16 protein-coding genes, 4 pseudogenes and 1 riboswitch are annotated in these 16,090 nt (G+C 70.3%); of the genes and pseudogenes, 4 read left to right on the forward strand and 16 right to left on the reverse strand.

What is annotated here, in order from left to right; all coding sequences use genetic code 11:
- Window position 1 precedes the first annotated feature (1 nt).
- The 7 genes from ccsB to hemL all read right to left on the reverse strand — a co-directional run bounded on the left by ccsB (window position 2) and on the right by hemL (window position 7,849).
- Window positions 2–1,105, reverse strand: coding sequence for a c-type cytochrome biogenesis protein CcsB (gene ccsB, locus ACX25U_RS15125; RefSeq protein WP_454392401.1), 1,104 nt, complete (start codon window positions 1,103–1,105; stop codon window positions 2–4).
- Entirely contained in the window at window positions 1,102–2,895 is a 1,794-nt protein-coding gene (resB, locus tag ACX25U_RS15130; RefSeq protein ID WP_454392403.1) for a cytochrome c biogenesis protein ResB, read from the reverse strand. Before resB ends, ccsB begins: the two co-directional genes overlap by 4 nt.
- Window positions 2,896–2,897: 2 nt before the next feature.
- The gene (locus ACX25U_RS15135; protein WP_454392405.1) at window positions 2,898–3,659 is read right to left on the reverse strand and encodes a cytochrome c biogenesis CcdA family protein; all 762 of its coding nucleotides are present in this window, start codon (window positions 3,657–3,659) and stop codon (window positions 2,898–2,900) included.
- Window positions 3,660–3,665: 6 nt separating this feature from the next.
- Window positions 3,666–4,331, reverse strand: a complete 666-nt coding sequence (locus ACX25U_RS15140) for a TlpA family protein disulfide reductase (RefSeq protein WP_454392407.1) — start codon at window positions 4,329–4,331, stop codon at window positions 3,666–3,668.
- A 66-nt stretch (window positions 4,332–4,397) separates the two neighbouring features.
- The gene (locus ACX25U_RS15145) at window positions 4,398–5,687 is read right to left on the reverse strand and encodes a hypothetical protein (protein WP_454392409.1); all 1,290 of its coding nucleotides are present in this window, start codon (window positions 5,685–5,687) and stop codon (window positions 4,398–4,400) included.
- 153 nt (window positions 5,688–5,840) lie between these two features.
- Entirely contained in the window at window positions 5,841–6,536 is a 696-nt protein-coding gene (locus tag ACX25U_RS15150; RefSeq protein ID WP_454392411.1) for a histidine phosphatase family protein, read from the reverse strand.
- Window positions 6,533–7,849, reverse strand: coding sequence for a glutamate-1-semialdehyde 2,1-aminomutase (hemL, locus tag ACX25U_RS15155; protein ID WP_454392413.1), 1,317 nt, complete (start codon window positions 7,847–7,849; stop codon window positions 6,533–6,535). The genes ACX25U_RS15150 and hemL overlap by 4 nt, the downstream gene beginning before the upstream one ends.
- Window positions 7,850–8,387: 538 nt before the next feature.
- On the opposite strand from hemL, the gene ACX25U_RS15160 reads away from it, so the two are divergent.
- A complete protein-coding gene (locus ACX25U_RS15160; protein ID WP_010353923.1) occupies window positions 8,388–8,825 on the forward strand; it encodes a hypothetical protein in 438 nt (145 codons plus the stop codon).
- 66 nt (window positions 8,826–8,891) lie between these two features.
- Here the strand turns inward: ACX25U_RS15160 and ACX25U_RS15165 are convergent.
- Window positions 8,892–9,065 (reverse strand): annotated as a pseudogene (locus ACX25U_RS15165) (site-specific integrase); the annotation flags it as partial.
- A gap of 280 nt (window positions 9,066–9,345) precedes the next feature.
- A pseudogene (locus ACX25U_RS15170) lies at window positions 9,346–9,588 on the reverse strand (DDE-type integrase/transposase/recombinase); the annotation flags it as partial.
- A 223-nt stretch (window positions 9,589–9,811) separates the two neighbouring features.
- Here ACX25U_RS15170 and ACX25U_RS15175 point away from each other — a divergent pair.
- Window positions 9,812–10,162, forward strand: a complete 351-nt coding sequence (locus ACX25U_RS15175) for a hypothetical protein (protein WP_454392415.1) — start codon at window positions 9,812–9,814, stop codon at window positions 10,160–10,162.
- A gap of 39 nt (window positions 10,163–10,201) precedes the next feature.
- Window positions 10,202–10,981, forward strand: coding sequence for a DUF4118 domain-containing protein (locus ACX25U_RS15180; protein WP_454392417.1), 780 nt, complete (start codon window positions 10,202–10,204; stop codon window positions 10,979–10,981).
- Window positions 10,982–11,052: 71 nt separating this feature from the next.
- On the opposite strand, the pseudogene ACX25U_RS15185 reads toward ACX25U_RS15180, so the two are convergent.
- Window positions 11,053–11,172: pseudogene (locus ACX25U_RS15185) on the reverse strand (MgtC/SapB family protein); the annotation flags it as partial.
- Window positions 11,173–11,294: 122 nt separating this feature from the next.
- Window positions 11,295–12,028, reverse strand: a pseudogene (locus ACX25U_RS15190) (divalent metal cation transporter); the annotation flags it as partial.
- Window positions 12,028–12,145, reverse strand: a riboswitch (M-box (ykoK) riboswitch). (Overlaps the previous pseudogene by 1 nt.)
- A 132-nt stretch (window positions 12,146–12,277) precedes the next feature.
- Between ACX25U_RS15190 and ACX25U_RS15195 the strand changes: the two are divergent.
- A complete protein-coding gene (locus tag ACX25U_RS15195) occupies window positions 12,278–12,490 on the forward strand; it encodes a hypothetical protein (protein WP_454392419.1) in 213 nt (70 codons plus the stop codon).
- Window positions 12,491–12,528: 38 nt separating this feature from the next.
- On the opposite strand, the gene ACX25U_RS15200 is transcribed toward ACX25U_RS15195, so the two are convergent.
- From ACX25U_RS15200 to ACX25U_RS15220, 5 genes are all read right to left on the reverse strand, one after another.
- Window positions 12,529–12,708 carry a GNAT family acetyltransferase gene (locus ACX25U_RS15200; RefSeq protein WP_454392421.1) on the reverse strand — a complete coding sequence of 60 codons (180 nt, stop codon included), beginning with the start codon at window positions 12,706–12,708 and terminating at the stop codon, window positions 12,529–12,531.
- Between the two features lie 805 nt (window positions 12,709–13,513).
- Complete coding sequence (locus tag ACX25U_RS15205) at window positions 13,514–14,848, reverse strand: hypothetical protein (RefSeq protein WP_454392423.1); 1,335 nt, start codon at window positions 14,846–14,848, stop codon at window positions 13,514–13,516.
- Between the two features lie 6 nt (window positions 14,849–14,854).
- The gene (locus ACX25U_RS15210; protein WP_454392425.1) at window positions 14,855–15,187 is read right to left on the reverse strand and encodes a hypothetical protein; all 333 of its coding nucleotides are present in this window, start codon (window positions 15,185–15,187) and stop codon (window positions 14,855–14,857) included.
- 119 nt (window positions 15,188–15,306) lie between these two features.
- A complete protein-coding gene (locus tag ACX25U_RS15215) occupies window positions 15,307–15,600 on the reverse strand; it encodes an SHOCT domain-containing protein (RefSeq protein ID WP_454392427.1) in 294 nt (97 codons plus the stop codon).
- 24 nt (window positions 15,601–15,624) lie between these two features.
- Entirely contained in the window at window positions 15,625–16,089 is a 465-nt protein-coding gene (locus ACX25U_RS15220) for a DUF6325 family protein (RefSeq protein ID WP_454392429.1), read from the reverse strand.
- Window position 16,090: the final 1 nt, after the last annotated feature.

A 16,090-nucleotide genomic window follows, 5' to 3' on the forward strand; every position in this document is an offset into this window, starting at 1 on the left:
GTCAGACGCCCGAGTACGAGTGCTTGCCGCTCACGAAGATGTTGACGCCGTAGTAGTTGAACAGCCAGCAGCCGAAGGCGATGAGCGCGATGTAGGCCGCCTTGCGGCCCTTCCAGCCGGCCGTGGAGCGGGCGTGCAGGTAGCAGGCGTAGGCGACCCAGGTGATGAAGGACCAGGTCTCCTTGGGGTCCCAGCCCCAGTAGCGGCCCCAGGCGGACTCGGCCCAGATGGCGCCCGCGATGATCGTGAACGTCCACAGCGGGAAGACGGCCGCGTTGATGCGGTAGGCGAACTTGTCCAGGGAGGCCGAGGCGGGCAGCCGTTCCAGGACGGAGGTCGCGAAGCGGCCGGGCTTCCCGCCGGAGACGAGCTTGTTCTCGTACGAGTCCTTGAACAGGTACAGCAGGGTGCCGACCGCGCCGACGTAGAGGACCGCGCCGCAGAAGATCGCGGTGGAGACGTGGATGTAGAGCCAGTACGACTGCAGGGCCGGGACCAGCTGGTCGCTCGCCGTGTAGAGGACGGTGACCGCGAGGCCGAGGTCGAGCAGGACCGTGGTGGTCAGGAACAGGCCGAGCCAGCGCACGTTCTTCTTCAGCGCGAGCAGCAGCAGGTACACGCCGACCGCGACCGTGGAGAAGGTGATGCTGAACTCGTACATGTTGCCCCACGGCGCCCGCTGCACGGAGGCCGCGCGGGTGATCACGCCGCCCAGCTCGATGAGGAAGGCGAGCGCGCTGAGGGACACGGCGATCCGGCCGTACAGGTCGCCCTGCTCGTCGCCGCCGTGCGCGCCGGGCCCGTCGGGTACGTCACGGGCGCCGGCGGAGGACCGTACGACGACCTCGGGCCGCTCGAGCACGGCGGTGCCTCCGGCCGACTTCACCGTCACCGCCGGGCCCTGCGCCTTGGCCCGGCCGGGTTCGGCGGTCAGCGCGGCGGCCGTGCGTGCCACCTTGCTGCGGCTGCCGAAGAGCCATTCGGCGATGTAGGCGAAGAAGGCCAGCGTGTAGACGGCCATCGCGGAGTAGATCAGCGTGTTGCTGATGTTCGCGAGGTTTTCGTTGGTCGCCGTGGCCAGCTGGGTCGTGGCGGCGAGAGTCATTTCTTCTCAGCCCCTTCGGCAGGTGCGGGGGTGTCGGCGTCCGGCTCCCGGTCGGGGTCGGCGTCGGTCTGTGCGGGTGCCTTGTCGTGGACGAGGGCGGCCAGGTCGCCGAGCTCCTCGGGGAGTTTCGCGGACTCGCTGCGGCCCAGGCCCGCCATCTCGACGACCGTCACGCCGTCGGCGCCCTCCACTGCGCGCACCCAGACGCGGCGGCGCTGGATGAACAGGGAGCCGGCCAGGCCGGCGATCGCGGCGATCGCGCCGGTGAGCGCCCAGCCGGTGCCGGGCTGCTGGACGATCTGGAAGCCGGCCCACTCCTTGATGTCCTTCTCGAAGGTGATGGAGCCGGCGCCGTTCGGCAGCGTCATCGTCTCGCCGGGCAGCAGCCGGGCCGCGACGATGTCGCCCTTGTCGTCCTTGAACTGCTTCAGCTTCGGGTTCTTGGTGTCCAGCTGGTAGACGTTCTGCGGGAGGCCCGAGTTGATTCCCAGGTCGCCGTGGAAGCCGGTCAGCGCGAGGACGGGGAAGTCCAGCGCGGGGAACTGGGAGAACATCGTGCCCTTGCCCGCGCCGGCGAAGGTCGGCACGAAGAACGCGGAGAAGCCGAGCTGCTCGGACTCGCCCTTGGCGTTCCGGTAGCCGTCGAGCACCTTGATCGCGCCCTGCGAGGTGACGTTGGGGTCCACCGGCAGCAGCGGCACGGCCTGCTGGTAGACCACGTCGCCCTTGCCGTCCCGGACGGTGACGGTCGGGGCGTAGCCGTGGCTGACCAGGTACACCCGGGCGTCGTCGACCTGCAGCGGATGGTTGGGCGAGATGGTGGCCTTCTGCTCCTCGCCGTGGGCGCCCACACTGTAGGCGACGTCCGCCTTGTAGATGCGCGGGGTTCCCTTCTGCGGGCCGGTGCGCTCGTAGGTGCCGGTGAACTTCTTCAGGTTGAAGCTGAACGGCACCAGGTCGTCGTCGTTGAAGAGGTTGCCGGACTTGAAGTCGTCGTACTGGACGAGGGTGTTGGCGAAGCCGTCGCCCTCGACGATCAGCTTGTTGCCCTCGGTCTTGTACAACTGGCCCCAGGCGAAGGCGACCAGCATCACGATCAGCGCGAGGTGGAAGACGAGGTTGCCGGCCTCGCGCAGGTAGCCCTTCTCGGCGGCGACGGCGTCACCGGCGAGGTGGGCGCGGAAGCGGCGCTGCTTGAGCACCTTCAGCGCGGTGCCGCGGACCTCCTCGGGCGAGGCGGCGGTGCGCCAGGCGGCGTACGCGGGCAGCCGGGTGAGCCGCTTGGGGGCGCCCGGCGGGCGGCCGCGCAGCTGACCGACGAACTGCCAGGTGCGGGGCACGATGCAGCCGATGAGGGAGACGAACAGCAGGATGTAGACCGCGGAGAACCACACCGAGCTGTAGACGTGGAACAGGCCGAGCTTGTCGTAGATCGGCCCGAGTGTCCTGTGCGACTCCTTGAAGGCCTCGACCTTCATCGCGTCGGTGCCGTCCTGCGGGATCAGCGAGCCGGGGACGGCGCCGAGGGAGAGCAGGAACAGCAGCAGCAGCGCGACCCGCATGGAGGTCAGCTGCCGCCAGAACCAGCGGGCCCAGCCGAGGACCTCGCGGCCGGTCCAGGTGAGCCAGCCGGTCAGGCCGGGGGCGCGGTTGCCGCCGAAGGAGCCGGGGACGGCCGTCTCGGCGGGGGCGGTGGACAGCTGGGCGCCGGCGGCGCCCAGCTCCTCCTCACCGGGGGGCACCGGGGCCGGGGTCTCGTCGGCCGTCGTGTCGGCTGGTGTCTTGCTCATGTTCAGATCCCCACAGTGAAGCCGGTGGACCAGGTCTGCATCTCCTGCACCAGCAGGTCCCAGGCGCCGGTCAGCAGCAGCACACCGGTCACGATCATCATCGTGCCGCCGATGCGCATCACCCAGACATAGTGGCGCTTGACCCAGCCGAAGGCGCCGAGGGCCTTGCGGAAGGCGATCGCGGTGAGCACGAACGGGATGCCGAGCCCGGCGCAGTAGGCGACGGTCAGCAGGGCGCCGCGCCCGGCGCTGGCCTGGTTGGAGGAGAGCGCCACCACGGAGGCGAGGGTGGGGCCGATGCACGGCGTCCAGCCGACGCCGAACAGGGCCCCGAGGACGGGTGCGCCCACCAGGCCGGTGGCGGGCCGCTTGTGGAAGCGGAACTCGCGCTGGGTCAGCCAGGGCATCAGGCCCATGAAGAAGACGCCCATGAGGATCATGAGCACGCCCAGCACCCTGGACAGGATGTCCTTGTAGTCCTGCAGGGTCTGCCCGAAGTAGCCGAACAGCGCCCCGCCGGAGACGAAGACCACGGTGAAGCCGAGCACGAAGAGCGAGGCACCGACGGCCATCCGCCCGCGCCGGGCCTCGGCCAGGTCGGTGCCGGTGACGCCCGTCACATACGACAGGTAGCCGGGGACGAGCGGCAGGACGCACGGGGAGAAGAAGGAGACGAGCCCGCCGAGCAGGGCGATGGGCAGCGCGAGCAGCAGGGCTCCGCTGAACACCGTCTGGTTGGAATCAGTGGCTGCGGCCAGTAGCACGGCGGCTCACTTCTCCGCGACGACCGGGTCGAGCATCTTGCGCAGCTTCTCCTCGCTGAGCGCCTGCAGGGCGCGCGCGGCGATCTTCCCGTCCCGGTCGATGACGATCGTGCTCGGAATGGCCTGCGGGTTGAGGGTGCCCTTCTGGAAGCGGAGCATGAGCTTGCCCGTCGGGTCGTACAGGCTCGGGTACGGCACCTGGTACTGCTTCTCGAACGCGACGGCCGGCTGGGTGCTGGTGTCGCGGGTGTTGATGCCGACGAACTGCACGTCCTTGGCGGCGGTGTCCTTGGCCACCTTCACCAGGTTGGGCGCCTCGGCGCGGCAGGGCGCGCACCAGGAGCCCCAGACGTTGAGGACGACGACCTTGCCCTTGTAGGCGGTCATGTCCAGATGCTTGCCGTCGAGCGTCTCGCCGGACAGGTCGGGGGCGGGCTTGCGCTCGTCCTTCTTCACGGTCGCGATGCCGTCGGAGCCGGTGATGAAGTTGGTGTTGCCCGAGCCGCCGGAGGTGCCCCCGGACCCGCACGCGGACAGGGTGAGTGCGGCGACGGCGGTCCCGGCGGCGAGCAGGGCGGCGCGGCGGCGGACGCGGCTCGGGCACGTGCGGTGCGGACGGGACGTACGGTTCGCCCGGTTCGAGCACTGGGGGGCGCGACTGACGGCACTCATGTGAAAAGTTTCGCATGCCCCTTCCGGGGATCTTGCCCACCCCCCTGGCGGCCGGAAAACCGCATCTCAGGCCGCGTCCGGCGTACCCTCCGCGCCCTGGGTCCCGGTACTGCCGGCGTCCTTCAGGAACTCCGCCCAGCCCCCGGCCGGCCGCTGCCCGACCTCGAGGGTGCGCAGCTTGGCGAGCACCTCCGGCCTCTGTACGTCCATCCAGTCGACGAACTGCCTGAAGGAGACCAGGCGCACGTCCTCGCCCTTCTCCTTCTCCCGCGCGATGTGCTTGAAGGCCTCCTCGACGGCGTCCATGTAGATGCCGCCGTTCCACTGTTCGAAGTGGTTGCCTATGAAGAAGGGCGCCCGGTTCGTCTCGTACGCCCGCTCGAAGCCCTGGATGTAGGCCTGCGCCGACTGCTCGCGCCAGCCGGGGTAGTTGTGGGCGGGGGCCTTGGTGGAGTTGACCGACTGGTTGGCGAGCATGTTGTAGTCCATCGAGAGGACCTCGAACCTGCGGCCGGGGAAGGGTATCTGCTGCAACGGCAGGTCCCAGATCCCCAGCCGCTTCTCCGGCCACACCTGACGGCCGCCGGGCGAGGAGGCGTCGTAGCGCCAGCCGAGCTCGCGGGCGGTGGGCAGCAACTGGTTCTGGCCGAGCAGGCAGGGGGTGCGGCCGCCGACGAGCTCCTTGTCGTAGTCGAAGGGCAGGGCGGGCAGGTCGGTCCAGCCGGAGTTGGTCCTCCACTGCTTCACGAAGCTCTTGGCCTGGTCGATCTCGCTGCGCCACTGCTTGGGCGTCCAGTTGGCGACCGTCCCGCTGCCGGAGCAGAAGTGGCCGTTGAAGTGGGTGCCGATCTCGTGGCCCTCGAGCCAGGCGCGGCGGAGGCCGGCGAGGGTGGCCTTGATGTGGTCGTCGGTCAGATAGCCGATGTCGGAGGCGCCGCGCGGGTTGTTCGGCGGGTCGTACAGGCGCTTCTTCGACTCGGGCAGCAGGTAGAGGCCGGAGAGGAAGAAGGTCATGTGGGCGTCGTGCTGCTTGGCGAGGTCCAGGAAGCGGGGGAACAGGCCGTTGCCGACCTCGCCGGCTCCGTCCCAGGAGAAGATGACGAACTGCGGCGGGGTCTGACCCGGCTCCAGCGGGACCGGCTTGGCGGGCTGGCGCGGCTGCCTGCCGGTGAAGGAGGTCGAGCCGTCGCCGATGGGGCGTGCGGAGGGTGTCGCACTGGGCGTGCTCGCGCCCCAGGAACCGTCGGTGCGGCTCGGCCCGTCCGACGACTTGAGGCTGCCGCAGCCCGCAAGCCCGACGGTGGCCGCGGCGCCCGCGCCGAGGCCGAGTATTCCCCTTCGGGAGAAGGTGCGCATGGAGTTCCCCGATCCGTCACGTCCTCTGGTGGTCACCCACTCAGAGGCCGTGACGAACGCGGGGGTTCCGCGGTTTCATATGAATTTCACAACAAACGTAACGAACGCGTCTGTATGCGACCGAGGACTTACAGCGTCTTCACACTCCGTGCTCTACGCACCGAACGCCTTGCCCTGCCCCCTCACCGGCTTGGCGCCCGAGAGGAGATGGGCGGGGACCAGGTCGCGGGCCGGCTCGGTGTAGCCGACGGAGACGATCCGGTCGCCCCGGTAGGTGAACGTCGTCAGCGAGGCGAGCGTGCACTGCCGCTTGCGCGGGTCGTGCCACAGCCGGCGCCGCTCGACGTAGGAGCGCACGATCCAGATCGGCAACTGGTGGCTGACCAGCACCGCCTCATGCCCGCGCGCCTTGTCCTTCGCCGCGTTCAGCGCGCCCATCATGCGCACCACCTGGTCGATGTACGGCTCGCCCCAGGACGGCCTGAACGGGTTGACCACGTGCTTCCAGTTGGCGGGCCGGCGCAGCGCGCCGTCGCCGACACCGAAGGTCTTGCCCTGGAAGACGTTGCCCGCCTCGATCAGCCGCTCGTCCGTGGCGAGGTCCAGCCCGTGCGCCTTGGCGATCGGCGCCGCCGTCTCCTGCGCCCGCTCCAGCGGGGAGGCGGCGACGTAGGTGATGTCGCGGGGGGCGAGGTGCTCGGCGACCCGCTCGGCCATCTTCCGGCCGAGTTCGGAGAGGTGGTAGCCGGGCAACCGCCCGTACAGGATCCCGTCCGGGTTCTCCACCTCGCCGTGCCGCATGAGGTGGACGACGGTGATGTCGTCGTTCTTTCCGGCGGTGTTGCTCATGCCGTCGCCTCCGCGGCCGCCCGGGCCGCCGCCGGAAGGGCGTCGGCGATCCGCTGGAGCGCCGTCTCGTCGTGCGCGGTGGAGACGAACCAGGACTCGAAGGACGAGGGCGGCAGGTGGACGCCGTTCGCCAGCATCGCGTGGAAGAACGCGGTGAAGCGGTACGACTCCTGCGCCTTGGCGTCGTCGTAGTTGCGCACCGGACGGTCCGTGAAGAAGACGGAGAACATGTTGGAGGCGTTCTGCAGGGTGTGCGCCACGCCTTCCTTGGTCAGCGCCTCGGAGACGAGTGCCTGGAGCTGCTGCGAGACGGCGTTCACCTTGGTGTACGCGGCCTCGTCGAGCAGCCGCAGCTGGGCGAGTCCGGCGGCGGTGGCGACCGGGTTCCCGGACAGGGTGCCGGCCTGGTAGACGGGCCCGGCCGGGGCGAGGCGCGCCATGACGTCGGCGCGCCCGCCGAACGCGGCGGCGGGGAAGCCGCCGCCCATCACCTTGCCGAAGGTCATGAGGTCGGGCACGACCCCGTCGACGCCGTACCACCCGGCACGGCTGGTCCGGAACCCGGTCATGACCTCGTCGGAGACGTAGAGGGCGCCGCCTGCCGCACAGAGGTCCTTGAGCCCCTGGTTGAACCCGGGCAGCGGAGGAACGACACCCATGTTGCCGGGCGAGGCCTCGGTGATCACGCAGGCGATCTCGCCCGGGTGGGCGGCGAAGGCGGCGCGTACGGCGTCGAGGTCGTTGTACGGCAGCACGATCGTGTCACCGGCCTGGGCGCCGGTCACGCCCGGGGTGTCGGGCAGGGCGAAGGTGGCGACCCCGGACCCGGCGGCGGCGAGGAGCGAGTCCACATGCCCGTGGTAGCACCCGGCGAACTTGATCACCTTGGACCGTTGGGTGAACCCGCGGGCCAGCCGGATCGCGGACATGGTGGCCTCGGTCCCGCTGGAGACCAGCCGCACCTGCTCCAGCGGCCCGACCCGGCCGGTCATCTCCTCGGCGAGCGCGACCTCGCCCTCACCGGGCGTACCGAAGGACGTACCGCGCGCCACCGCCTCCTGCACGGCGGCGATCACCTCGGGGTGCGCGTGTCCGAGGATCATCGGCCCCCAGGAACACACCAGGTCGACGTACTCCCGCCCATCGGCGTCCTTCAGGTACGGACCGCTGCCGGACACCATGAACCGGGGCGTACCGCCCACGGCGCGGAAGGCACGCACCGGCGAGTTCACGCCGCCGGGCGTGACGGCCGCCGCACGGTCGAACAGCGCCTGCGAGACGGGGGCTTCGTATGGATATGGCAGTTCGCTCATGACCTGCGACTTCTCCGACTTCTCGGGGGTTTCCCGGGGGTTCTCCGAATCCGGTGGGCAGTGACCTGTTCAGGGTAGGCCAGCGGCGCCGGCGACCTGGGACCGGAGAGGCCCGCCCGGCACCACTCCGGGCGCCCCGAACGACGGATTCGAGGATTCCGCTCCGTCCATCTGCGAAACTGGGCTCCGCGTACGTATGAACCGTATGTACAAGGCGAAGGATCGTGTCGAGGACCGCGAGCTCCCGCGGACAGATGGTTCGGCGCACGTTTCGGCGGGCGGCCGTGGGGGAGGTCACTGTCACGATGATCGGGTTGCGCGGCGGCGGACACGCGTCCTAGAAAAGCAGTCGGGTGGAGATATGCATCGCGGTGGCGGACCGGGCGAGGGGACTGACGGCCTGGGTCCTCGACGTGCCCGGCGGGGAAGGCACCGGCGCGAGGTTGAGGAAGCGGCCGAAGCACGTCAGGCGAGAAACCTACCGAGGGAGCCCGAGCGGGCCGACCGTCTCGGGGCAGGGAGCAGGAATGGTGGTCGGGTGGGGGTGACGTACAAGTACTTCGGCGCGCCCGACGGCGCGACGGCGGCCCGCGTCCCGATCTCGATGCGCCCCGAGGAACTCGGCGGTGACGAGCTCGGCATGAACGGCATGTTCACCAAGATCAAGCCGGAGACGATGGCCGCCATGGTGCTGACCGGCATCGAGGGCGTGCCCCTGCACAAGGTGCCGCCCCTGGAACTGGTCGTCCTGCACCCCGACTACGCGGTCGTGAAGCTCCCGATGACGGTCGTCGACCCCCTCCGCGACATCGGCGAGGAAGCCGTCGGCGCGGCCGCCTTCATCTGGTCCACGGTCCCGGACCGCGGCGGCCCCCGGGACGCGTTCAACGTGTACCAGCTGCTGCACGAGTGGCAGGACTTCAGCCACCGGCTGCACGAGGCGGGGCACCAGCCGTACTGCCTGGTGTGGCCCTGACCTGGGGTTTCGTAGGGGTGGGCGGGTCTTTCGGGGCCCGCCCTCTCCAACGCCGGAGCGCGGCCGTTTACGGGTGCGGGTCTCGCTGAACGACAGAAGCTGCGTGTACGTCCGCAGCGTGAAGCCCGGGTCCGAGTGGCCGAGCCACTCCGAGAGCGCCTTGGTGCTCTCCCCCGCGCCCAGGAGTACGGAGGCGCCGGCGTGCCGGAGGACGTGCATGTCGTCTTCCGGGGCCGCCGCGGTTTGATGACCTCGGTCTTGGACAGGCCGATGGCCGACTCCATGAAGGCGTCGTCCAGCGCGTCGCCGACTGCGCCGATCGAGGCCGCGATCCGGGCCGTGTCGAGCTGCTCGGCCAGGCGGAACGAGGTGTACCGGCCGGCTGCCCGCGTCGGAGTGGCGAACCAGCTCGCCCGGCGCGGGTGGACGACCTTCGCGGTCGCGCTGCCCCAAGCCCGTCTCCGGTGCATCCGGGACGAGTCGGGTCTCCTTGGACCCTTGGACCCTTGGACATCGAGGCGGACCAGCCGACGATGCGGCGCGAAAAGGTGTCCACGACGAACGCGACGTGGACGGTGTCCGCCCAAGCCACCACGTGCGTGAAGTCCGCCACCCAGGTGCGGTTCGGGGCGGGGGCGACGAAACGGCCCCGGTGCTCGGCGATGAACGCTGCCCGGCGTCGGTCTGGTCCTGGCGGACCCACTCGCGCAGCTCGGGCGGGCAGGAGGAGGGACGTTCCGTGGCTCCGGCCCTCTCCTCGCACGGAATCGAGCCTCCACCCGGGGGTGGTTCACGGAGGTGTACGGATCCCGTATGGACCGGCGCGAGCTGGTGCCGGGCACTGGATGCCGCGTGAGGATGGGGTTGAGGGGGTGTGAAGGGAGGCGTCGATGTGGACGCGGCTTCCCCCGTGCTCCAGCGAGGTTCTGGTGGCTCTCGGCCTGCCGCCCGTGTGGACGAGGCTTCCGGCACTGGATCATCCGGGCGTGGCCGTCGCGGTCCTGACCGCGGCCGTCGGAGCCGGTGTGGTCGCCCTGCGGGTGTGGCAGGGGAGGGCCCGGCGGGTGCGGCGGCCCCGGGACCGGGACTTCGGCCCGCCGGTCGACACGTCATGGTTCACGGACCAGACCCTGAACGACTTCCCCGATGAAGTGGTCCGTGCCTGTCTGAAGGACCGCGCCGCGCCGTCCATGGACCGCGTGTACACGGCGTGGATCCTGGCCGTCCACGGAGCGGACGCCGCGTGGCTGGAACGGCATCTGGACCTCCCCGCCGACCTGGCACGCCCGCTCGTCGAAGCCGCCGTCCAGGCACGGCGCCGCAGAGTGGGCGTCTGAGAGAGGACCACGCCCGGTCCTTGGCCGGCATCCGCCCGCATGACGGAAGCCTTGGGGCTCACCATGCCCGACCACCTCGTCAGGGGACCCGTCGCGATCATCGCCGTCCTCGTGGCGCCGCTCGCGGTCTGCGCGGTGCTGCTGCCCTTCCGGACCGGACTGGCCAACACCGTCGTCGCGCTGATCCTGGTCGTGGTCGTCGTCGCCGCAGCGGCCCTCGGCCACCGCCTGGCCGGCGTCCTCGCCGCCCTGTCCGCGGCCGTCTGGTTCGACTTCTTCTTCACCGCCCCCTACCAGCGGCTCACCATCAGCAGCCCCGCCGACATCACCACCGCGGTCGTGCTGCTCACCGTCGGACTGGCCGTCTCCCAGTTGGCGGCCCGCGCCCGACGCCTGAAGGTCGTCACCATCACCGACGCCGACTACCTCGCCCAGCTCCACCGCGCGGCCCGCCTGGCCCAAACGGCGACCTCGCCCGACGCGGTGGTGGAGTGCGTACGCGCCCAACTAGTCGGTCCGCTCCACCTGCGCGGCTGCCGCTTCCAGTACGGCACCCTGCTCGGCCACGCCCCCCGCCTCGAAAACGACGGCTCCGTCACCGTCGGCCGCAAAACATGGGACGTCGACCGCCTCGGCCTGCCCGACCAGGACATCGAGCTGCGCGTCTTCGCCGGCGGCCACTTCCACGGCCGATTCCTCCTCCAGCCGACGCCCGGCCACACCCCGCCCCTCCAGGCGCGCCTGGTCGCCGTCACCCTGGCCGACCAGGCCGGCGCCGCTTTGCAGACCATCTGGAGGGAAACGGCACCCCGCCCCTGAGTCACGCCGCCCTTCATCACTCGTTGTCGCTCAGTGGCGCTGCCGGGCGACCCGAACAGGGCAGCGACCAGGACGTTCGTGCGCAGATCCGCCATCCGGGCGCGCCACTGCCGCTCGACTCCGATCAGCGCCCCGCAGACCACATCGGCCGTCAGCCTGGTCAATGACTCAAAAATGGTCAGGGTGTGCACGGGACTCCTCCTTCAGGGCGCGCCACCAAGACGACAGCAGTGGGCGGGCTGGAGGCCCCGGACGATGGCCCCTGTGGCGTCCCGTGCAGAGGCCCGAGTACGTGTGGTGTCACCAGCGGTGCTCAGTGGCCGAGTGCCACCTGGACGACCTTGATGACGACCAGGACCGTGGCGATCAGCAGACAGGTGCGCAGCGCGCCCGCGCCGATCCGGTAGCCGGTGGACATCACCGGCCGGGTCAGCGTCTCCAGCGGGGGCATCCGCCGCGTGTCCCGGCCCGTGCGGTCGATCGGCTCCTTCGCCCCGCTGCGGCGCCGAAGGAAGGAGTATCCGACGGCCAGCACCCCGGTGATGCCGCAGGCAGCCATGATGCGCAGGATCGCGGTCGCGGAGATGTCCGGAACAGCACGGAGGCGGTCAGGACGATCGACAGGGCGACCAGCACGCCGACCACCGGGGCCGTGAACGCGTTGGTCCTGCGGCCGTTGGCCCACGGGCCCAGCACGACCCTGTCGTTGCACAGGAGCAGCAGGAACACCGACGCCGAGGGCAGCAGCACCCCGGCCAGGGTCTGCACGCCCTCGGTCAGCAGGCCCGGCGGGGAGCCGGGGATCAGCACGATCACCGCGGCAGCGGCCACCGGACCGGCGTAGACGGCGTGGAAGCCCTTGGCGCCCCGGACGCCGCGGTGCGGGGAGTGCTTGAGCCCGAGCACGTCACCGATCGCGTACGCGGTGGACAGCGACACCGCGAACGCGCCGATGATCGAGGCGTCCAGCAGCGCGATCGCGAACAGCACTCCTGCCGGCTTCCCGGCCTTGTGTTCCAGGCTGGTGGCGATGCCCGCGGTGTCGGTTCACGGCGTAATCCCTTTGCGCGGAAAGCCACTCGGGGTCACCCCTTAGGTCGGGGAGACCTGTCCTGACCCTGGGCGTCTCTCGACGTCGTGGGGTCAGTGGCCTGTGTCCGTGAAGACGCCTCACCGAACGAGGCGCCTCTTCAGAGTCGAAAAGTGTGGCCCCGTACTTGCGCGCGTGCGCAGGTACTTGAAGAGTTCTTGACGCGGTCACGAGCCAAGGTGCGTACCGCCCGGAACGACCCATCCATGGACCACAGCGACCTCCACACCGGCGTCCCGGGCGATGTCCTCGGGCGCCACACCGATGCTCCAGGCAACGAGTACGGCACGTCGGAGCTCTTCCGCTCGCGTCTGCAATCCGGCCTCGGCGGCCTCCGCGGACGCCGCCATCAAGGCAGCCGCGTCCTCGGACAGCCGCTGCGCCGCCTGGCGCACGGCGAGGCGCGCTTCACCTCGTGAATCGTTCACCGTCTGCCTCCAAGCGGCTGCGCTGTGGATCAGCTCTGCGCGGCCGACCGGGCGAGCTTGACGCTGAGCCCCAGCAGGCGCACCGGCATCCCGATGCCGCAGGCGTCGGCCAGAGCGAGGATCGCCGGTTCGGCGGCCGGCAGCAGCCGCAGGCCACGCTCGGTGACCGCGGAGACGGGGAAACGGGGCAGCGTGATGGTGATCGCCATGACGCACCTCCACCTGATCGGCACCCGCGGACGCGCCGACGGCAAGCGCTGTCGCTGCCCGGCCCTTCAAGTCGGGGCAGGCCGTCAGACGGCGGTGCGGTGGCCGCCGGGCGCCTCGGGTGCAACGGAATGGGAGCTGGGACTACTGCTGCAGGGACTCATCCCGTCCACCTCCTCGCACTCACGGCGGTCACGTCGATCAGGGGGCATCGCACCCTTCAGTCATGCTACGCCTACGTACAACGCGAACGCCTGCCGCAGCCTTCCCCGGGAACCGGTACTCCTGGCCAGGGCACTCGCCTTCTGAAACCGCCGGAACCCATCGCCGGAACGGATTCGCCTGTGGTGCGGTTTTCCCAGGCCGGGCGAGCCCCAGCTCACACATTTCCCAGACTCAAGCCCTCTGGCCGGCGTGAAGCCGAGGGCACATCCAGGGCACATGAGCCCGGGAAACGGCGTTGACGCGTGAGAACTACGGAGAGGCACTTCCTCAGGTCAGCCCACTGTTCAACGAGGAACCCCAGGTCAGCGACCCGCCTCCTCCACTCGCTGCACGAGTGGCAGGACTTCTCGCACCGCCTGCACGAGGCGGGGCACCAGCCGTACCGCCTGGTGTGGCCCTGAGCGGGGGTCGCTCTGACGGGCGGGGCTTTCGGGTCCCGCCCTTGCCGGCACTTGCGAGGCCCGGCCGCCGTACGTCGGGGTGTCGGGCACGGCACGGCGTTCGTCCTCACCACGATCGAGGACTGACAGCGAGGACGCCCGACCGAGCGGAAAAAAACTCCGCAGGTCCGGGCGGGGGCCGTCACCGGCCCGGACCCAGGCCGGACGCGCTCGGTGCTGTCGGTGCTGTCGGTGCGGGCGGCTCGGTGAGGAACTCCACCACCGCCATGGCGAACAACAGCACCAGGGCGATGGCGAGGACCACCCACCCGGTGGGGTAGCTCCACAGGATGTACGTCAGGACGGCCGCGGCGACGAGGATCCAGGTGATCCAGGCCCGGTGGCGGTGGACGAAGGGGCCGACCGGGCCGGTACGGAAACCCGTGTGGTCCGCCGCGGCGCGCACCGCGTGGATGCCCGACTGCCACGCCTCCCGCACGAAGGTCGCCCGCCGTCCCCGGCCGGTCAGCCAGGCGGCCAGCGCGATCACCACGGCGAGCGCGACGACTCTGCGCACGGAGGTGCGCAGGTAGCGGGTCAGGGTGTCGTAGATGGCCCCGGCGGCCGGCTGCGAGACGCCGGCCGGGAGCCTGTTCAGATAGACCTCGCGGAAGACGGTGAGGCCCAGGCCGAGGATCAGCATGGCGACCGCGACGCCGAGCACCGCGGCGACGAGGACGCGCCGGCGGTGGGCGGAGAGCAGCCACCCCGCGACGAGGAACACCACCGCGAGCACCGGCAGCCAGAACCCGGCGATCCGGAGCAGCCGGAGGTAGGTCTTCAGCTCGCCGAGGCTGTCGGAGCGCAGGACGGTGAAGTCGGTGTGGATCTGCGGAATCCGTCCGGCGACTGTCATGCCGTCGTTGACGAGACGCTGCTTGACCCGGTCCACGACGGGGGCCAGGTCGATGGTCACCGCTTGGTTGGTGATCTTCACCGCGCCGCCGCTGCCGGTCAGCGCCTTGTCGAGGGCCGTGTGGATCCCTCGGTTGGCGTCGACCCAGAAGCGCTGGAAGGCGTCGGAGGCGATGACGTCCTGGGCCTTGCCGTGGACGAAGCCGCGGACGGCGTCCTCCAAGGGGTTCGCCAGCCTGCCGAGCGCCTTCTCCAGCCGCGGCCTGTCCGCCGGGGCCACGTCTTCGAGCAACGTCTGCAGGTGGATGCGGCTCATCAGCGCGTCGGTGACCCGGTTCGCCGCGGCCGCCTGGACGGCGGGGTCGGAGGCGAGAGGCGCGACCGTCGCGACGTACCGGTCGGTGTCGTCGACCTCGGCCGCCGCCCACGAGGAGACGGCGGAGAGCGGGGCGAGGATGCAGCCGACGACGATGAGCAGCGCCGAGAAGAAGGACCTCCACCGGTGGTGCGCCGCCCGTGCGGTCCTGCCGGCCTCCAACTCGGTGACACGGGCCCTCAGCTGCTCCAGCTCCGAGCGCTCGCCGCCCGCACCGGCTCCTCCTGGTTGCTCACGGGGAGTCACGGCCGGTCAGCTCACGATGCCGAAGCTGCGCCACGGTGCCGAGGAGGGGGCCACCTGGTCCGACATCTGCCGGTCCAGGTGGACGCTCTGCCCGCCCGCGGGCTCGGTGCAGTCGGCTTTCCCGTACAGAACGATGTTGCTCTGCGTGCAGTCGGTGACGTGGGTCACCCCCTCGCGGAAGCGGTGGCACCCGTGGACCGACGGGTGCGAGATCGTCTCGACGGCCTTGGCACCGTTTCTCCCCTCGCTCGTGCCTTGCGCATGCTCCTCGCAGGCCGTCAGGGCCATGCCGGGCATCGCGATGCCGGCGAGCGCGGTCGGCGACCGTGAGACGGGCATCGGGCCTCCTGTACCGGGCGGGCGGCCGACTGGGACGACGTCCTGACCCCACTATCCACCGCCTTGGGCGGACGCGCCTGGCGTGCACGGCCGTGCGGGATCGTCGCCCATGGGCTTCCTCAGGCGAGAACCCGGCGCTTCTGGGCCTCGAACTCCTCCTCGCTGAGCGCTCCTTGGGCCTTGAGGTCGGCGAGTTGCTTCAGCTGGTCGATCTTGCTGGTCATGTCGTCGGCGTCCGGCTGCGGTGCCGCCGCCGCGGGAGGCGGGGCCTGCTGTTGCTGCTGCGCGAGTTGCTGTTCGTAGTCCTGCTGGGCCCATCGGCCCGCCTGTCGCCGCGAGACGCGGTTGGACACCGCGGTGGCCGTACCCGAAATCACCGCGGTGCGGGCGACACCGCGCAGAAGTCCCGGCATGTTCACTCATCTCCCTCGGCTTCTTCAAGCGGCCACGGGCCCACTCGGCGGCGGTGTCGTCATCTCGGTCGCGTCCAGGGACGCCAGCAGCGCGGGCACGGGAATGCGTCCGCTTGCCACCATCTGTGCCCCGCCGCGCCTCAGCGCCCGGGCCAGCGGCGCGGCCCATACGTTCTCGTACACCAGGACCGCCGCCGAGTTGCCGGGCTCCAGCGCGGCACCGGCGTCGTCCAGGTCGCTCTGGTCCAGCAGCCCGGAGGAAGCTCCCTCGAACATCGTCAGGTCGATCCCGTCCCCGATCTCCCGCAGTTCCAGTGCCGCGACCGATCCGTCGGTGTCCTTGCGGACGAAGGCGAGATCGATGATCCGGATGATGCCGCGCTCGACCAGGTCGACGAGCAGGGGGAGGCCTTCTCCTGTCATGCGGTTGCCGGGGAACTCGACGATCAGATAGTCGACGGGCCCCATTTCCTGGAGATCCTCGGTCATG

The organism is Streptomyces sp. JNUCC 63 (assembly GCF_054366325.1).

Bases quoted from the DNA above. Each gene is read 5' to 3' on its own strand.
- ACX25U_RS15210 (WP_454392425.1), bottom strand. From the start codon at position 15,187: ATGCCCGTCTCACGGTCGCCGACCGCGCTCGCCGGCATCGCGATGCCC.
- ACX25U_RS15220 (WP_454392429.1), bottom strand. From the start codon at position 16,089: ATGACCGAGGATCTCCAGGAAATGGGGCCCGTCGACTATCTGATCGTC.
- ACX25U_RS15180 (WP_454392417.1), top strand. From the start codon at position 10,202: ATGACGGAAGCCTTGGGGCTCACCATGCCCGACCACCTCGTCAGGGGA.
- ACX25U_RS15150 (WP_454392411.1), bottom strand. From the start codon at position 6,536: ATGAGCAACACCGCCGGAAAGAACGACGACATCACCGTCGTCCACCTC.
- ACX25U_RS15140 (WP_454392407.1), bottom strand. From the start codon at position 4,331: ATGAGTGCCGTCAGTCGCGCCCCCCAGTGCTCGAACCGGGCGAACCGT.
- ccsB (WP_454392401.1), bottom strand. From the start codon at position 1,105: ATGACTCTCGCCGCCACGACCCAGCTGGCCACGGCGACCAACGAAAAC.
- ACX25U_RS15200 (WP_454392421.1), bottom strand. From the start codon at position 12,708: ATGGCGATCACCATCACGCTGCCCCGTTTCCCCGTCTCCGCGGTCACC.
- ACX25U_RS15145 (WP_454392409.1), bottom strand. From the start codon at position 5,687: ATGCGCACCTTCTCCCGAAGGGGAATACTCGGCCTCGGCGCGGGCGCC.
- ACX25U_RS15215 (WP_454392427.1), bottom strand. From the start codon at position 15,600: ATGCCGGGACTTCTGCGCGGTGTCGCCCGCACCGCGGTGATTTCGGGT.
- resB (WP_454392403.1), bottom strand. From the start codon at position 2,895: ATGAGCAAGACACCAGCCGACACGACGGCCGACGAGACCCCGGCCCCG.
- ACX25U_RS15195 (WP_454392419.1), top strand. From the start codon at position 12,278: ATGGACCACAGCGACCTCCACACCGGCGTCCCGGGCGATGTCCTCGGG.
- hemL (WP_454392413.1), bottom strand. From the start codon at position 7,849: ATGAGCGAACTGCCATATCCATACGAAGCCCCCGTCTCGCAGGCGCTG.